The organism is Micromonospora sp. NPDC003816 (assembly GCF_042874705.1).
GTDB lineage: Bacteria > Actinomycetota > Actinomycetes > Mycobacteriales > Micromonosporaceae > Micromonospora.
This window is the reverse complement of the sequence record NZ_JBIANP010000003.1, coordinates 910901-925465: the sequence shown is the minus strand read 5'-3', so window position 1 is coordinate 925465 and position 14565 is coordinate 910901. Positions and strand designations below refer to the sequence as shown.

The window sequence follows — 14565 nt, the reverse complement described above, 5'->3', positions numbered from 1 at the left end:
GTGGAGGTGGAAGTGAGCGACGGCCCCGAGGTCGAACTGCCCGAGAACGTCGCGCTCGCCTGGGGGCTGCGCGAGCGTCCGAGCCGTGGCCCGAAGCGTGGCCTCAGCCTGGAGCAGGTGGTCGCCGCCGGGATCCAGGTCGCCCAGTCGGAGGGGCTCGGCGCGGTGTCGATGGGTCGCGTCGCCCGCGAGCTGGGCGCGTCGACGATGTCGCTCTACCGGTACGTGCCGACCAAGCACGACCTGCTCGACCTCATGGTCGACACGGCGTACGGACCGCCCCCGCGCCCACGTGCCCCGGACGAGGGGTGGCGTCCCGCGCTGACCCGGTGGGCCGAGGGGAACCTGGAGGCGTTACGCCGACAGCCGTGGATGCGGCACGTGCCGATCAGCGGCCCGCCGATCAACCCCAACCAGGTCCGCTGGCTGGAGTACGGGCTCGTCGCCCTGGCCGGCACCGGCCTGCGCGGCACCGAGCGGATCTCCACCATCATGCTGGTCAGCGGGTACGCCCGGAGCTGGGCCACCACCACCGCCGACCTGGTGGAGGCGGCGGTGCGCAGCGGGCAGACCCCCGAACAGGTGGGCCTGCACTACTGGCGGCACCTGGCCCGGCTCACCGCCGACGGGCCGTACCCGGCGATCCACGAACTGATCGCCGAGGGCGACGACGACGAGGACTACGTCGACGCCGAGTGGCGGTTCGGGCTCGGCCGCGTGCTCGACGGAGTCGAGGCGATGATCCGGACGCGTACGGCGGGCGGCCGGTGACCGGTCAGGACCGGTCCAGCAGGTCGAGCACGGCGCGCTCGGCCTGCTCGCGGTCGGTGTCCCGGGTGACCGGCACCACCACACCGTCGTGGAACAGGTCGACCACCCTCGGGTCCACGTAGGACGTCCGGGCCACCGTCGGGGTGTTGCCGAGCAGCTCCGCCACCTCGCGCATCACGCCGGCCACCGCGCGCCGACGGGCGGTGACCGACCTCGGCTGCCCGAGGACGGCCAGTTCGGTGGCCGCCCGGACGGTGGCGTGCCAGGTGCGGAAGTCCTTGGCGGTCATCTCGCCGCCGCTGGCGTCGCGCAGGTAGTCGTTGACCTCGTCGGCCCGCACGTCGCGCCACTGCCGGCCGTCCCAGTAGCCGAACAACCGGTCCGCCGCCCGGCGACTGCGACGCAGATGGGTGAGCACCCGGCACAGCTCCGGGTCGGAGACCCGACGCACCTGCTCGATGCCGCCCTTCGCCGGGAACTCGAAGACCACGCAGCCCTGGCGGGACCGGGCGTGTTCGGGGCGGAGGGTGGCGACGCCGAACGTCGGGTCGTCCCCGGCCGCGTACTGGTCGCTGCCGACCCGGAAGGTGCCCATGTCGAGCAGCCGGGTCACGGTGGCCAGCACCCGCTCGCGGCGCAGCCCGCGCCCGGTCAGGTCGTGGCCGACCCGTTCGCGCAGCACCGGCAGCCGGCGGGCCACCTCCAGCACGTGCTCGAACTTGGCCTCGTCCTGCCGCTGCCGCCACATCGGGTGGTAGAGGTACTGCTTGCGGCCGGCGGCGTCGGTCCCGATGGCCTGGATGTGCCCGTTCGGGTGCGGCGAGATCCACACCTGGCGCCAGGCCGGCGGGATGACCAGGGCACGCAGCCGGGCCAGGTCGTCCGGGTCGCGCACCGGCTCGCCGCGCGGGTCGACGAACGACCAGCCCGGACCGCGTCGCCGGCGGCCGTATCCCGGCCGACCCGGATCACTACGCCGCAACCGCACGATCCGCCCGCACCACCCGTTCCACCTCCTCGACGGCGGCCAGCACCGCGTCGACCCCGACGGCGGTGACCGCCGGATGACCGTCTACCCCGTCCCCGCCCGGGGATGCCGCCGGTCCGGCCCAGAGCACCCGGTGTCGTCGTCGCTCCGGCGGCGGCCCCCATCGGGCGGGCGGGACCGGACCGAAGATCACCACCGACGGGGTGCGGTAGCCGGTGGCCAGGTGCGCCACTCCGGTGTCCCCGCTGACCACCAGCCGCGCACCGGCGACCAGGGCGGCGAGCTGCCCGAGGTCGGTCCGCCCGGCCAGCACCGCGTCGGCGGGCAACCCGACCTCGTCCGCGACCCGTACGGCGGTGGCCCGCTCCCCGGTACCGCCGGTCAGCACCACCCGGTGTCCCCGGCCGGTCAGCTCCCGGGCCACCGCCGCGTACCGCCCGGGAGGCCAGCGCTTGGCCGGCACCTTGGAGCCCGGATGCAGCACCGTCACGCCGGTCGGCATCGTCCCCGACGCCGGCCGTCGCAGGTCCAGGTCGGTCGGGTCGGTCGGGATCCCGTACCAGCGCAGCAGCCGGCACCAGCGCGCCACCTCGTGCTCCTCCTCGTCCCACCCGGGCCCGTCGGCGTGGTCCGCCCGCGCGTCGGCGAAGGCGAACAACCGGTCCGGGCCGGTGGTGGCGAGCAGCCGGTGCGAACGCGGCCCCCGGCCGTGCAGGTTCACCGCCACCTCCACCGGCCCGCCGGGAGTCCCCAGCCGGTCCAGACCGTCGGCGGGCAGCAGCCGGTCCACGCCGCCGACCAGCTCGACCAGCGGGCCGAGCCAGGCCGGCGCGGCGAGCACCAGTTCCCGGTCCGGGTACGCCGCCCGCAACGCCCGCACCGCCGGGACCGCCGTGGCGAGGTCACCGACGCCGAGGGCACGCAGCGCCAGGATCACGGGTACGAGGTCTCCTGCTCGGCGCAGACCACCATCTCGCGGACCGCGCAGCCGGCCGGCTGGGAGAGCGCGAACATCACGGCGGCGGCGGTGTGCGCCGGGTCGTTGAGGATCGCGTCCGGCCCCGGCCGGTACTGCGCGTCGCGGTCGTCGAAGAAGGCGGTCCGCATGCCGCCCGGCACCAGCAGCGTCACGTTCACCGACCCGGCCAGCTCGGCGGCGAGCGCGCGGGTGAACCCGACCACGCCGAACTTCGCCGCGCAGTACGCCGTGGCGTCGCTGACCGCCTTCACCCCGAGCGTGGACGCCACCGTGACGACGCTGCCCCGGGCGGCCTCCAGGAACGGCAGCGCGGCCCGGATCACCGCCGCCGTGGCCAGCAGGTCCACCGCGACGATCCGGTCCCAGGTCTCGCCGGGCACGTCGGCCAACCGGCCGGGCACGTCCACCCCGGCGGCGGTGACCACCGCGTCGAGACCGCCCTCCCGCTCGGCGAGCTGCCGGGTGGCGGCCTCCGCCGCCCGGGTGTCGGCCAGGTCGCACTCGACCCAGGCGACCCCGTCGCCGGGCGCCTGCCGGTCCAGCACCAGGGGCCGCCCGCCGGAGCGGGCCACCGCGGCCACCACGGCCGCGCCCAACCCGCTGGATCCGCCGGTGACCAGCACGGTGCGGCCGGTGCCGGGCGCGCTCATCGGGACACCCCCACGCCGGTACGGGCGGCCGTCGCGGCGATCATCTCGGTGGTGGACCGGCCGTCCAGGTACGGCACCACCACGGTGTGGCCGCCCCAGCGGCGCAGGATCTCGGCCTCGGGCAGACAGTCACCGTCCCCGCCGCCGGTGGCGTAGTCCCCGCCCTTGACCCAGATGTCCGGCCGCAGCCAGGACAGGGCCGCCGCCGGGGTCGACTCGTCGAAGATCATCACCGCATCCACGCAGCTCAGCGCCGCCAACAGGCGGCTCCGGTCGTCCTGCCGCACGACCGGCCGGTCCGGTCCCTTCAGGCCGCTGACGCTGGTGTCGGAGTTGAGGCACACCACCAGGCAGTCACCGAGTTGCCGGGCGGCCTGGAGGGTCGCCACGTGACCGGCGTGCAGCAGGTCGAAGCAGCCTCCGGTCGCCACGACCGTCCCCCCGGCGGCGCGGACCCGGGCGACCGCGGCGGCGGCTGCCGCCACCCCGACCCGGTCACCGCCCACCGCCGTGTGCACCGCCTGCGGCGCCCGCCGCACCGGCGGCGGCAACGCGGTCGCCACTCCCCCGTCCGCCACGTACGCCGACGCCTCGGTCACCGCCTCCTGCACCGCCTCGGAGAGCAGCGCACCCCGGCCCAGGGCCAGGCCGGCGGCGACCGCGAACCGGTCGCCCGCGCCGCAGGTGTCACCCTCGGCGGCCATCGGCGTCGGCACCACCAGCGGCGTCGACCCGGCGTGGCTGAGCAACGCGCCGTCGGCGCCCAACGTCACCGCCACCGCACCGGCCCGCCAGCGTTGCCGCAGACGCTCGGCACCGTCGGCGGCGGTGGCCAGCCGGGTGGCGGCGGCCGGCGCCTCCACCAGCTCCTGCACCTCCGTCTCGTTCGGTGTCACCAGGTGCACCCCGGGCACCGCCGCCGGGCCACGGGGGTGCGGATCCCAGACCACCGGGGCCCGGGTCGCCGCCAGGGCCGCCCGCAGTGCGGGCTGCCGTGCCACCCCCCGGCCGTAGTCGCTGACCAGCACCACCGACGCCCGCTCGATGACGCGCAGCACCGCCTCGGCGGGTTCGCCCGGCGTCTGGGCGCCGCCGCCCCGGTCATGGCGCAGCAGCACCCGTCCGCCGGCCCGCAACCGGATCTTCTCCGGAGTGGAACCGGCCAGCCGCAACGGGTACACCTGCACCCCGGCAGCGGCCAGCAGCACTCCCAGCCGGGCTCCACCGGCGTCGTCGGCCAGCGCGGTGACCAGCACCACCTCGGCGCCCTGCGCGGCGGCGAAGACGGCGGCGAGCCCGGCCCCGCCGGGCCGGTCGACGTGCGCGGTCTCGTCGAGCACCGGGACCGGCGAGTCCGGACAGAGGCGGTTCACCACGCCCTCCACGTCCCGGTCGAGCAGGGTGTCGCCGACCACCACCACGGGTCCCCTCACACTTGCCTCCTCATGCTTCGACCGGTCGGCCGGCCCCACCGTCCAGCACCACCTCGACCCCGGCGCGGACCGGACCGGCCGCCGGTGCGTCCGACGCCGCCGGCACCACCGGCTCCACGTACGCCACCGTCGGCCGCTCGGCCATCGCCAACTCCACGTACTCGCAGAGCAGGTGGCTGGAGACCAGGTGCAGTTCCTGCACGACCTGGGAGTCCGGGCAGTCCACCGCGAGCGCCTCGTGACACGCGTCCGCGAGGGGGTTGGGCGCCGGTCCGGTGAACGCCCAGCACCGCAGCCCGGCCTGGCGGCCCGCCCGCGCGGCGGCCAGCAGGTTCGTGCTGCCGCCGCTGGTGGAGAGCAGCAGCAGGACGTCGTCGGGGCGGCCGTGCGCGCGGACCTGCCGGGCGAAGACCTCGTCGTAGCCGTAGTCGTTGCCGATCGCGGTCAACGCCGAGGTCTCGGCGTGCAGGGCGATGGCGGACAGCGGCTGCCGGTCCTCGCGCAGTTTGCCGACCAGCTCGGCGGTGAGGTGCTGCGCCTCGGCGGCACTGCCCCCGTTACCGGCCACCAGCAACCGGCCCCCGGCGGTCAGGTGCTGCGCCAGGGCGGCTCCCCACCGGACCAGCAGCGGCTCGCACCGCCGGTACGGCGGCAGCGCGGCGGCCAGGTGCGCCAGGTGCGTCTCCAGCGGGTTGCGCCCCGGCATCAGGCCACCACCCGGGTCGGCCGGTGCACGGCGGCCACCTCGGCGTACACCTCGGCGAGACGTTCCGCGGTGACCGTCCACGAGTAGTGCTGCCGGGCCCGTGCCCGCGCCGCGCCCGCGTACGCGAACCGGCGGATCCGGTCGTCCAGCAGCCCGGCCAGCGCCTCGCCCAGGGCCCTCGGGTCCCGCGCCGGCACCAGGTCCCCGGTCACCCCGTCGACCACGGTGTCCCGCAACCCGCCCACGGCGGTCGCCACCACCGGCACCCCGCAGGCCATCGCCTCCAGCGGGGTCAGGCCGAACGGTTCGTACCAGGGGGCGGCGACCAGGATGTCCGCCGACCGGTACCAGCGGCCCATCTCCTCCCTCGGCACCGCGCCGACCAGCCGGACCCGGTCGGCCACCCCGCAGCTACGGGCCAACGCGCGCAGCCGCCGGGCGTACGGGTCGGTCTCCAGCAGCCCGGCGGGCGGGCCGCCCACCACCACGCACTCGGCGTCCGGCACGTGCGCCATCGCGCGGACCACGGTCTGGAAGCCCTTGCGTTCCACCAGCCGCCCGACGGTGAGGATCCGGGGCCGTCCCGGCTCCCGCTCGGCGGCCGGGCCGAGCGGGGCGAACGTGCCCAGGTTCACCCCGGACGGCACGACCGTCATCGCCGAGCGGGGCACCCCCATCCGGACCAGTTCGCCGACCTCGTCGCGGCACTGCGCGACCACCCGGTCCACCGAGCGGCCGAGCTGGAGTTCGTAGCCGATCCGCCGGGCCGGGCTGGTGTCCTGGACGCCCTGGTGACGGCGCTTGACCGTGCCGAGTGCGTGGTACGTCTGCACCACCGGCACCCCGACCTGCCGACCGGCCTGCACCGCCGCCAGCCCGCTCATCCAGAAGTGCGCGTGGATCACCTCGGGCGTCCAGTCGCCGCGCCAGCGCTCCACCAGCCAGGCGCCGAACGCGCGCATGTGCGGCAGCAGCGCGTCCTTGGCCACCGGCTCGGCCGGGCCGGCGGGTACGTGCACCACGTCGTAGCCGTCCGGACTGCGCACGGTCACCGGCAGGTCCACCGCGTCGCGCCGGGTGTAGACGCGGACGTCGTGCCCGGCCGCGGCGAGCGCGGCGGAGAGTTCCGCGACGTGCGTGTTCTGGCCGCCGGCGTCCTCCCCGCCCAGGATGGCGAGCGGGCTGGCGTGCTCCGAGATCATCGCTATCCGCATACTTCCTCCTCCAGCAGCCGGTCCCAGTCGGCGAGGAAACGGTCGAGGCCGTAGCGTTCCCGGGCGGCGGTCCGGGCCGCCTGTCCCGCGAGCCGGGCCACCTGCGGCTCGGCGACGAACCGGCCGGCGGCCTCCAGCAGCTCCTCGACGCGGGTGTCCAGGGCACCGGCGTCCGGCGGCACGGCCATCACCGCCTCGGTGCTGGCCAGTGCCACCACCGGCATGCCGATGCTCATCGCCTCGATCAGGCTCAGCCCGAGCGAGGTCCACCGGCACAGGTGCAGGTACGCCCGGCGGCGCGCCAACTCGGCGTGCATCCGGTGCTGCGGGACGTCGTCGTGGCTGGTGAGGCGGTCGGCGGGCAGGCCCAGGTGGTCGGCGAGCCCGGCCACCTTCATGCCGAAGACGTCCAGCGGGGCGATCTCGGCGAACCGGGGCAGCAGGTCGGTGCCGGTGACCCGCCATCGGCGCACCGGTTCGTTGATCACCACGGCCAGCCGGTCCAGTTCCCCGGTGTACTCCACCGTCGGCGGCACGATGCCGTGGTCGACGACGGTGGTCCGGGTCGTTCCGGTGTCCCAGAACAGCTCGTTGAAGGCGGTCACGTGGGCGACGAGCAGGTCGTCGCGGTCGGCCATCGGGTGGCGGCTGTGCGGCACGTCCCCGTCCTTCGGGGTGTTGTGCTCGACGTAGACCGCCGGCACGTCCCGGCCGGGCCGACGACCCAGCCACCGCTGCGCCAGCTCCAGTTCCTCGGGACGTTGCAGGACGACCACGTCGACCTCGGTGTCGCGCAACTGCTCCGGGCTCACCTCGGCGGCGCTCTCCGGCCAGGTGTACGTCCGCGCCCGGCCCAGCCCGTACGGCCCCCGGTCCGGGGTGGCCGGGACCAGGTAGCGGTGTTTGCCGTGCACGAACGACGTGGTCCACGAACCGTGCACGTGCCAGAGCAGGATGTTCATCGGCCGCCTCCGGTGGATACCGCCGCACGGGACACCGCCGGGCGGGAGGGCACCCGGTCCGGCGGTACGCCCAGCAGCCGGAGCGCCTCGACGACCGCGCCCGGGGAGATCCCGCTGAGGCAGGGGTGACCGGGCACCGGGCAGCGTGCGGCGCGGGTGTCGCGGCATCCGGCGGCGGCGTCGCCGAGGCGTACCGTCGGCACCCGCCAGGGACCCCACTGCCCGAACGGGACGGTGGGGGCGAAGAGGCTGACCACCGGCACCCCGGAGGCGGCGGCCAGGTGCGCCGGGCCGGTGTTGCCGACCACGAGCGCGCCGGCACCGGCCACCACGGCGGCCAGCTCGGCGAGCCCGGTCCGGCCGCCGAGGTCGTGGGCGTACCGGCCGGCGACCCGGGCGGTCAGGTCCCGTTCCTGCGGACCGCCGGTGACCACCACCCGGTGGCCTGCGGCGGAGAGGTCCCGGGCGATCCGCTCGGCCAGTTCCGGCGGGCAGCCCCGGGCCGGCGCGTCCGAACCCGGATGCAGCACCACGTAGCCCGGTGCGCCGGTCTCCGGCGGCGGGGCGAGCGCCGGACGCAGTCGCAGGCGCGGCTCGTCGTGGGCGGGCAGCGCGTACCCGGCGGCGGCCGCCAGCGACAGGGCGCGTTCGGCCTCCGGCACACCGGCCGGCACCCGGTGCCGGACGTCCAGCAGGCTTCCCGGATAGTCGTCGCTGATCGCGGCGATCCGCCGGACACCGGCCATCCGCAGCAGCAGGGCCAGCGGCAACGGCGACTGGTGGAACGAGGTGAAGACGACCGCCTCGTCGGCGGCGACGGCCGCCAACCGGGCGGTCAGCGCGGCCATCTCGGCCGGGTCGACGGGACCGGGCGCGGGGTCGATCCACGGCAGCCGGTGCTCCACGATCTCGTCGACGCCGGGCAGCATCTCGGCGGCGGCCCGGCCGCGCGGGCCGCAGAGCAGCACCACCCGGTCCGCACCGGCGGCCACGGCCCGGATTCCGGGGCCGGTGACCAGCACGTCCCCGACCGAGTCGGCGCGCACCACCAGCACCGTCCGCCCCCGTCCCGCACCGGTCGGCCGTGGCGTGGCCGGGCGTAGCGCCTGCTGACGGCGCAGGATCTCGTCCACGGCCGACGGCAGGTCGGCGGCGAGCCACCCGGCGGCGGCGATCTCCTCGGCGCGGGTGACCGGTGTGGGCACCAGGATGCCCGCCGCACCGGCGGCCAGCGCCGCGGTGACGTCCCGGCCGATGTCGCCGATCATGACGCAGCGCGCGGGTACGGTGCCGAGTGCCCGGGCGGCGGCGTGCACCAGCCCGGGGGCGGGCTTGCGGCAGGCACAGCCGTCCCCGTCGTCGTGCGGGCACACCTGCCACGAGTCGAAGGGGCCGAGCAGGTCCTCGACGCGACGGTGCACCCGGTGCAGGTCCGCCTCGGTGAACAGGCCCCGGGCCAGCCCGGACTGGTTGGTGACCACGGCGAGCCGCAGGCCGGCGGCGCGCAACCGGTCCAGCGCGGCCCGCGCGCCGGGCATCGGACGCACCTTGTCCGGGTCGCCGTTGTACGGCACGTCCTCGACCAGGGTGCCGTCGCGGTCCAGCAGCACCGCGTCGAACAAGACCGGACCGGACCGGTCGACGCCGGTCAGCACCCCGGCTGACCTGCGCTGATCCGGCTCCCCACGGTCCTGTCGCACGGGCGGCGGGTTCCCGGCGCCCCGAGGAGTAAACGTCGCCCGGGACGTGGTCGACGGGTACTCCACGCCGACCAGCGCACCGCCGCTCGCGGGTGGCCTTACCCACGGCCCCCGAGAAGCTAACCCGTGGTGCCGTTAGCCGGGCCGCCCACCTGGGTACGGCCTGTTCGTGGCGATCGTGGAACGGAACATCGAGGCACCGGTACGGCAGGTCTGGGCGGTGCTGGCGGACGGGTGGACCTACAGCGACTGGGTGGTCGGCACCGCGCACATGCGGGACGTCGACGACGACTGGCCCCGGGTGGGGACCCGGCTGCACCACCGGGCCGGCCCCTGGCCCTTCTCCCTGGAGGACTCCTCCCAGGTGCTGGAGTGCGAGCCGGAACGGAAGCTGGTGCTGCGGGTGAAGCTCTGGCCGGCCGGCGAGGGGGTGGTGGTCTTCACCCTGGAACCGGTCGGGCCGCACACCACCCGGGTGCTGCTCGGCGAGGACTTCGCCGCCGGCCCGCTGCGCTGGCTGCGCACCAAGGTCAATGACGTGGTGCTGCACCAGCGCAACAAGGAGACGCTGAGTCGGCTCGCGGACATCGCCCGCCGGCAGAAGACGCCGGACTGACCTGGCCAGGGGGAGCCGATTCCCCCTGGAACGGACAAGTGGCTACGCTCTCGGGGAAGCCTGTCCGCAGACCGAGGATGTCCTCCATGATCGAACCCGTCCAGTTACCCACGCCGTGGGGGGACGCGCGCCTGACCGTCGTGGTACCTACCTACAACGAGGCGGGCAACCTGCCACTGCTGGTCGAGCGCCTGCTCGCCCTGCCGTTGCCGGGCCTCAAGGTGCTGGTCGCGGACGACAACTCCCCGGACGGCACCGGCGAGGTGGCGGACAAACTGGCCATCGAGCACCCCGATCGGATCGAGGTCGTGCACCGGCCGGGCAAGGAGGGCCTCGGCCGGGCGTACGTGGACGGGATCAGCCGGGCCCTCGACGGCGGGGCCGAGTACGTGGCCCAGATGGACGCCGACCTGTCACACCCGCCGGAGGCGCTGCCGGGAATGCTCGGCGCGCTGCTCTCCACCCAGGCCGGTGTGGTGATCGGTTCCCGGTACGTGCCCGGTGGCGAGCTGGACGAGAACTGGCCGCTGTACCGCCGGGCGCTCAGCGGCTGGGCCAACCTGTACGTGCACACGCTGCTGCGGGTCCGCATCCGGGACCTGACCGCCGGGTTCAAGATCTGGCGGGCCGACGCACTGCGCGACATCGGGCTGGAGCGGGTGCAGTCCAACGGCTACAGCTTCCAGGTGGAGATGCACTACCTCGCCACGAAGCTCGGGCACACCATCCTGGAGGTGCCGATCCGCTTCGAGGAGCGGCGCGACGGCGACTCGAAGATGACCACCGCTACCAAGATCGAGAGCGCGTTGATGCCGTTCAAGCTGCGTACCCGGCATCGCGGCATCGAGCGCTGAGCCACCGCGCGACACGCGACCGGCCGCGTCGAGGTGGCCGGTCGCCGCGACGCGTCAGCGGTACACGGCCCGGTGGGCGGTGTCCACGGCCCGGCGGTAGACACCACCGGTGAGCGTCCGGTCCCGGGCCAGCGCGGCGCGGGCCGCGTTCGCCCCCGGCGCGCCGTGCACCCCGCCACCGGGATGCGCCGACGCGCTCGCCAGGAAGAGCCGGTCGACCGGGGTGTCCGCGCGGCCCAGTCCGGGCACCGGGCGCAGGAACAGTTGCTGGTAGGGCGCGGCGGTGCCACCACCGATGGCACCGCCGACCAGGCTCGGGTTGGCCTCCTCGAGATCGGCCGGCCCGAACACGTGCCGCCCCACCACCAGGCTCCGGAAACCGGGCGCGGCCGCCTCCAGCACCGCCTCCATCCGCTCCACGTGACCCAGCACGTCCTCGCCGCGCCAGTGCCGGCGGAACGGCAGGTGCGTGTACGACCAGAGCGACTCGGTGCCCGGCGGGGAGTGGCTGGGGTCGGCCACCGACATCTGCCCGACCAGCAGGAACGGGTCGAGGGGCAGCTCACCTCGGGCGAGCGTGGCGGCGTACCCGGTCAACCCGCCGAGATCCGCTCCGAGGTGCACGGTGCCGACGGTGGCCAGCCGCCGGTTGGTCCACGGCACCGGCCCGGACAGCGCCCAGTCCACCTTCAGCGTCGAACCGTCCCACCGGAAGTGCTCCAGGTCCGCCACCAGCCTCGGCGGCAGCGCCGCCGCGCCGACCAGGTCCAGATAGAGCGCGGGCGCGGGCACGTCGGCCAGGACCGCGCGACGCGCCCGGTACCGCCCGCCGTCGGCGGTGCGGACGCCCATCGCCCGCCCCCGGGCCACCAGGACCCGGTCCACCCGGGCGTCGTAGTGGATCCGGCCGCCCCGCTCGGCCAGCCGGGCCACCAGCGCGTCGGTGATCTTCTGCGCCCCGCCGGTCGGCACCGGCCAGCCGACCTGCTGGCCGAGCATGACCAGCAGCCAGCCGTACACGCCGGAGCCGGCGTCCTCGGTGGACAGGTCGGTGTGCAGCGCCGAGCCCGCCAGCAGCGCCGGTCCACCGGCACCGCGGAACATCTCCTCGCCGAGGCGACGCACCGGCAGGACCATCCGCCGGGCCAGCCGCAACGCACCGCCGGTGTGCAGCCGACGCAGCATGTCCCACCCGGGACGTACCGGCGGGAAAGGGGTGGTGATCAGGTCCAGCATCGGGTCGGCGATGCGCTGCCACTCGGCGTACGCGGACAGCCAGCGCTCACCGTCGCCGGGCGCGAACTCCTCCAACGACGCCGCCGTGACGTCGGGGTCGCGGTTGAGCAGCGCGGCGCGGTCGTCCGGGAAGAGGTGGGCCAGCACGTCCGGGGCGTGCCGCCAGGCCAGCCCGTACCGGGTCAGGTCGAGCCCGCGCAGCACCGGCGAGGCGTAGCCCAGCGGGTAGAAGGAGCTGTAGAGGTCGCTGAGGTAGCCGGGCGAGGTCACCTCGGCCGAGCGCACCGCGCCACCCGGCGCGCCGGTCGCCTCCAGCACCAGCACGTCCCAGCCCGCGTCGGCGAGCAGGTTCGCGGCGACCAGACCGTTGTGGCCGGCGCCGACGACCACCGCGTCGGCTGTTTCGGCGCCGAGAGAACCGGACGACGTCATCCACCGACGCTACCCGGGCTCAACCGGGCGAAACGTTTGCCCGCCGACCATCGGGGCATGCAGCGCGCCATGTACACGGTTGCGCAGCTCATCGGTGGGGTGTGGGGGGCCGGCGGGGAGGCCGGTGACCTGGTGGTGCACGACCCGGCCACCGGTGCCCCGGTGACCGGCGCGCCGGTCGCCACCTCGGACGAGGTCGACAAGGCCGTCGCGGCGGCGCGCGGCGTGGCGGCCGAGTGGGCGGCGACGCCCCCGGCCGAGCGGGCCGCCGCGCTGCACCGGGCCGCCGACGCGGTGGCCGCCGTCGCCGACGAGCTGGCCGAGGCGACCACGACCGAGATGGGCAAGCCGCTCGCCGACGCGCGGGGCGGCGTCGAGGCCGGCATCGCCACCCTGCGGCAGTACGCCGAACTCGCCCCGACCCGGGGTGGGCGGACCCTGCACGGCACGCCCGACGCCCTGGACTTCATGACACCGCAGCCGCGCGGCGTCGTCGCCGTGATCACCCCGTGGAACGACCCGGTGGCGGTGTCGTGCGGGCTGCTCGGTGCCGCCCTCGTCACCGGCAACGTGGTGCTGCACAAGCCGAGCGAACGCACTGCGGCGACCGGATGGCTGCTGGCCCGCGCCGTCGACTCGGCGCTCCCGGCCGGCGTGCTCTCGCTGCTGACCGGCGGCGCGGAGACCGGGGCGGCGCTCGCCGGGGCCGAGGTGGACGTGGTGGCGCACGTCGGGTCGACCGCCACCGGCCGGGCCGTCGCCGCGGCAGCCGCCCGCAGCGGCGCCAAGGTGCTGCTGGAGAACGGCGGCAGCGATCCGCTGATCGTGGACGCGGACGTCGACCCGGTCTGGGCCGCCGGGCAGGCCGCGACCGGCGCGTTCGCCAACGCGGGCCAGATCTGCGTGGCGGTGGAGCGCGTCTACGCGCACCGCGACGTGGCCGAGGACTTCGTCGCCGCGCTGGTGGAGCGGGCGGCGGCGCTGCGCGTCGGGCCGGGCCGCGATCCCGCCACCGACCTGGGTCCGCTCGTCGACCGGCGACACCGCGACCAGGTGCACGGGCAGGTGACGGCGGCGGTCGCCGACGGGGCACGGATCCGTGTCGGCGGGACGCTGCCGGAGGGACCGGGCGCCTTCTACCCGGCCACCGTGCTGGACAACTGTCGGCACGACATGGCGCTGGTCCGGGAGGAGACGTTCGGGCCGGTCGCACCGGTCGTCGTGGTCGACTCGTTCAGCGAGGCGCTGCGGTGTGCCGCCGACTCGCCGTACGGGTTGGCCGCGACCGTACTGACCGGGTCGATGAGCCACGCCCAGCGGGCGTGGCGGGAGCTGCCGGTGGGCACGGTGAAGGTGAACGCGGTCTTCGGCGGCGCCCCGGCCGGGGCGGCCCACCCACGTCGGGGCAGCGGTCAGGGTTTCGGCTACGGGCCGGAACTGCTCGACGAGTTCACCGCCACCAAGGCGGTGCACATCGAGGCTCCCGGCGGCGGGCACTGGTGAGGACCGCGTACCCGCACGTCGAGGGCCCCGACCCGGCGCGTGACGGCGGGTCGGGGCCCTCGGTGCGACGGTCAGTCGCCGCGTGCCTTGGCGGTCTGCCGGTTGTTGGCCTTCTGGATGGCCGTGACCAGTTCCGGCTTGGTCATGCTCGACCGGCCCCGCACGTCCAGTTCACGGGCCCGCGCCATCAGGTGCTCCTTGGGGGCGTTCGCGTCCACCCCGCCGGCCGTGGGTGCCCGCCGCTCCGGACCACCCCCGGCGGCCTGCCGGTCGCTCGGGCCCTTGCGACCCTTGGGCTCCCAGTGGTCACCCACCTTCTCGAACTGGTGCTTCACGGCGGCGAAGGCGGTCCGGTGCGCCCGCTCACCCTCGCCGTACGTCTCGACGGCCGAATCGTGCGTCTTCTCCCAGGTGCGCTGGGCCTTCTCCGGGGAGCGCCGCAGCGTGCTGGGCAGTACCTCGCGCCCGGGCATCTCGATCCTCCTCCGTGGTCGGGTCATTCCGACTGGCGTTCCCGGTCC

At 75.4% G+C, this 14565-nt stretch carries 14 protein-coding genes; 4 read left to right on the top strand and 10 right to left on the bottom strand.

The window, feature by feature from the left end:
- Nucleotides 1-12: 12 nt before the first annotated feature.
- Nucleotides 13-771: a TetR/AcrR family transcriptional regulator gene (locus ACFYTT_RS15015; protein WP_387259543.1), complete on the top strand. Its 759-nt coding sequence runs from the start codon at nt 13-15 to the stop codon at nt 769-771.
- 4 nt (nt 772-775) lie between these two features.
- Here ACFYTT_RS15015 and ACFYTT_RS15010 read toward each other — a convergent pair whose 3' ends face one another.
- Genes ACFYTT_RS15010 through ACFYTT_RS14975 form a run of 8 tightly spaced genes read right to left on the bottom strand, consistent with a single transcriptional unit; the run spans nt 776 to nt 9358 of the window.
- Complete coding sequence (locus tag ACFYTT_RS15010; RefSeq protein WP_131055891.1) at nt 776-1759, bottom strand: DNA topoisomerase IB; 984 nt, start codon at nt 1757-1759, stop codon at nt 776-778.
- Nucleotides 1743-2696 carry a glycosyltransferase family 9 protein gene (locus tag ACFYTT_RS15005; RefSeq protein WP_176093252.1) on the bottom strand — a complete coding sequence of 318 codons (954 nt, stop codon included), beginning with the start codon at nt 2694-2696 and terminating at the stop codon, nt 1743-1745. The genes ACFYTT_RS15010 and ACFYTT_RS15005 overlap by 17 nt, the downstream gene beginning before the upstream one ends.
- Nucleotides 2693-3388 (bottom strand): SDR family oxidoreductase, encoded by a 696-nt coding sequence (locus ACFYTT_RS15000; RefSeq protein WP_176093251.1) that lies wholly within the window; start codon nt 3386-3388, stop codon nt 2693-2695. The genes ACFYTT_RS15005 and ACFYTT_RS15000 overlap by 4 nt, the downstream gene beginning before the upstream one ends.
- A complete protein-coding gene (locus ACFYTT_RS14995) occupies nt 3385-4821 on the bottom strand; it encodes a PfkB family carbohydrate kinase (protein ID WP_176093250.1) in 1437 nt (478 codons plus the stop codon). Before ACFYTT_RS14995 ends, ACFYTT_RS15000 begins: the two co-directional genes overlap by 4 nt.
- Nucleotides 4822-4831: 10 nt before the next feature.
- Nucleotides 4832-5530: an SIS domain-containing protein gene (locus tag ACFYTT_RS14990; protein ID WP_176095724.1), complete on the bottom strand. Its 699-nt coding sequence runs from the start codon at nt 5528-5530 to the stop codon at nt 4832-4834.
- Nucleotides 5527-6741, bottom strand: a complete 1215-nt coding sequence (locus ACFYTT_RS14985) for a glycosyltransferase (protein ID WP_131056821.1) — start codon at nt 6739-6741, stop codon at nt 5527-5529. The genes ACFYTT_RS14990 and ACFYTT_RS14985 overlap by 4 nt, the downstream gene beginning before the upstream one ends.
- Nucleotides 6732-7703: a glycosyltransferase gene (locus tag ACFYTT_RS14980; RefSeq protein ID WP_387259538.1), complete on the bottom strand. Its 972-nt coding sequence runs from the start codon at nt 7701-7703 to the stop codon at nt 6732-6734. Before ACFYTT_RS14980 ends, ACFYTT_RS14985 begins: the two co-directional genes overlap by 10 nt.
- Nucleotides 7700-9358 (bottom strand): HAD-IIIA family hydrolase, encoded by a 1659-nt coding sequence (locus ACFYTT_RS14975; RefSeq protein ID WP_387259791.1) that lies wholly within the window; start codon nt 9356-9358, stop codon nt 7700-7702. Before ACFYTT_RS14975 ends, ACFYTT_RS14980 begins: the two co-directional genes overlap by 4 nt.
- Nucleotides 9359-9572: 214 nt before the next feature.
- On the opposite strand from ACFYTT_RS14975, the gene ACFYTT_RS14970 reads away from it, so the two are divergent.
- Nucleotides 9573-10019, top strand: coding sequence for an SRPBCC family protein (locus ACFYTT_RS14970; RefSeq protein WP_176093247.1), 447 nt, complete (start codon nt 9573-9575; stop codon nt 10017-10019).
- An 86-nt stretch (nt 10020-10105) separates the two neighbouring features.
- Nucleotides 10106-10873, top strand: coding sequence for a polyprenol monophosphomannose synthase (locus ACFYTT_RS14965; RefSeq protein ID WP_131056497.1), 768 nt, complete (start codon nt 10106-10108; stop codon nt 10871-10873).
- Between the two features lie 54 nt (nt 10874-10927).
- Here ACFYTT_RS14965 and ACFYTT_RS14960 read toward each other — a convergent pair whose 3' ends face one another.
- Nucleotides 10928-12541, bottom strand: coding sequence for a phytoene desaturase family protein (locus tag ACFYTT_RS14960; protein WP_387259535.1), 1614 nt, complete (start codon nt 12539-12541; stop codon nt 10928-10930).
- Between the two features lie 69 nt (nt 12542-12610).
- On the opposite strand from ACFYTT_RS14960, the gene ACFYTT_RS14955 reads away from it, so the two are divergent.
- The gene (locus ACFYTT_RS14955) at nt 12611-14044 is read left to right on the top strand and encodes an aldehyde dehydrogenase (protein WP_176095723.1); all 1434 of its coding nucleotides are present in this window, start codon (nt 12611-12613) and stop codon (nt 14042-14044) included.
- A 71-nt stretch (nt 14045-14115) separates the two neighbouring features.
- On the opposite strand, the gene ACFYTT_RS14950 is transcribed toward ACFYTT_RS14955, so the two are convergent.
- Entirely contained in the window at nt 14116-14517 is a 402-nt protein-coding gene (locus ACFYTT_RS14950; protein WP_131052389.1) for a ChaB family protein, read from the bottom strand.
- Nucleotides 14518-14565: the final 48 nt, after the last annotated feature.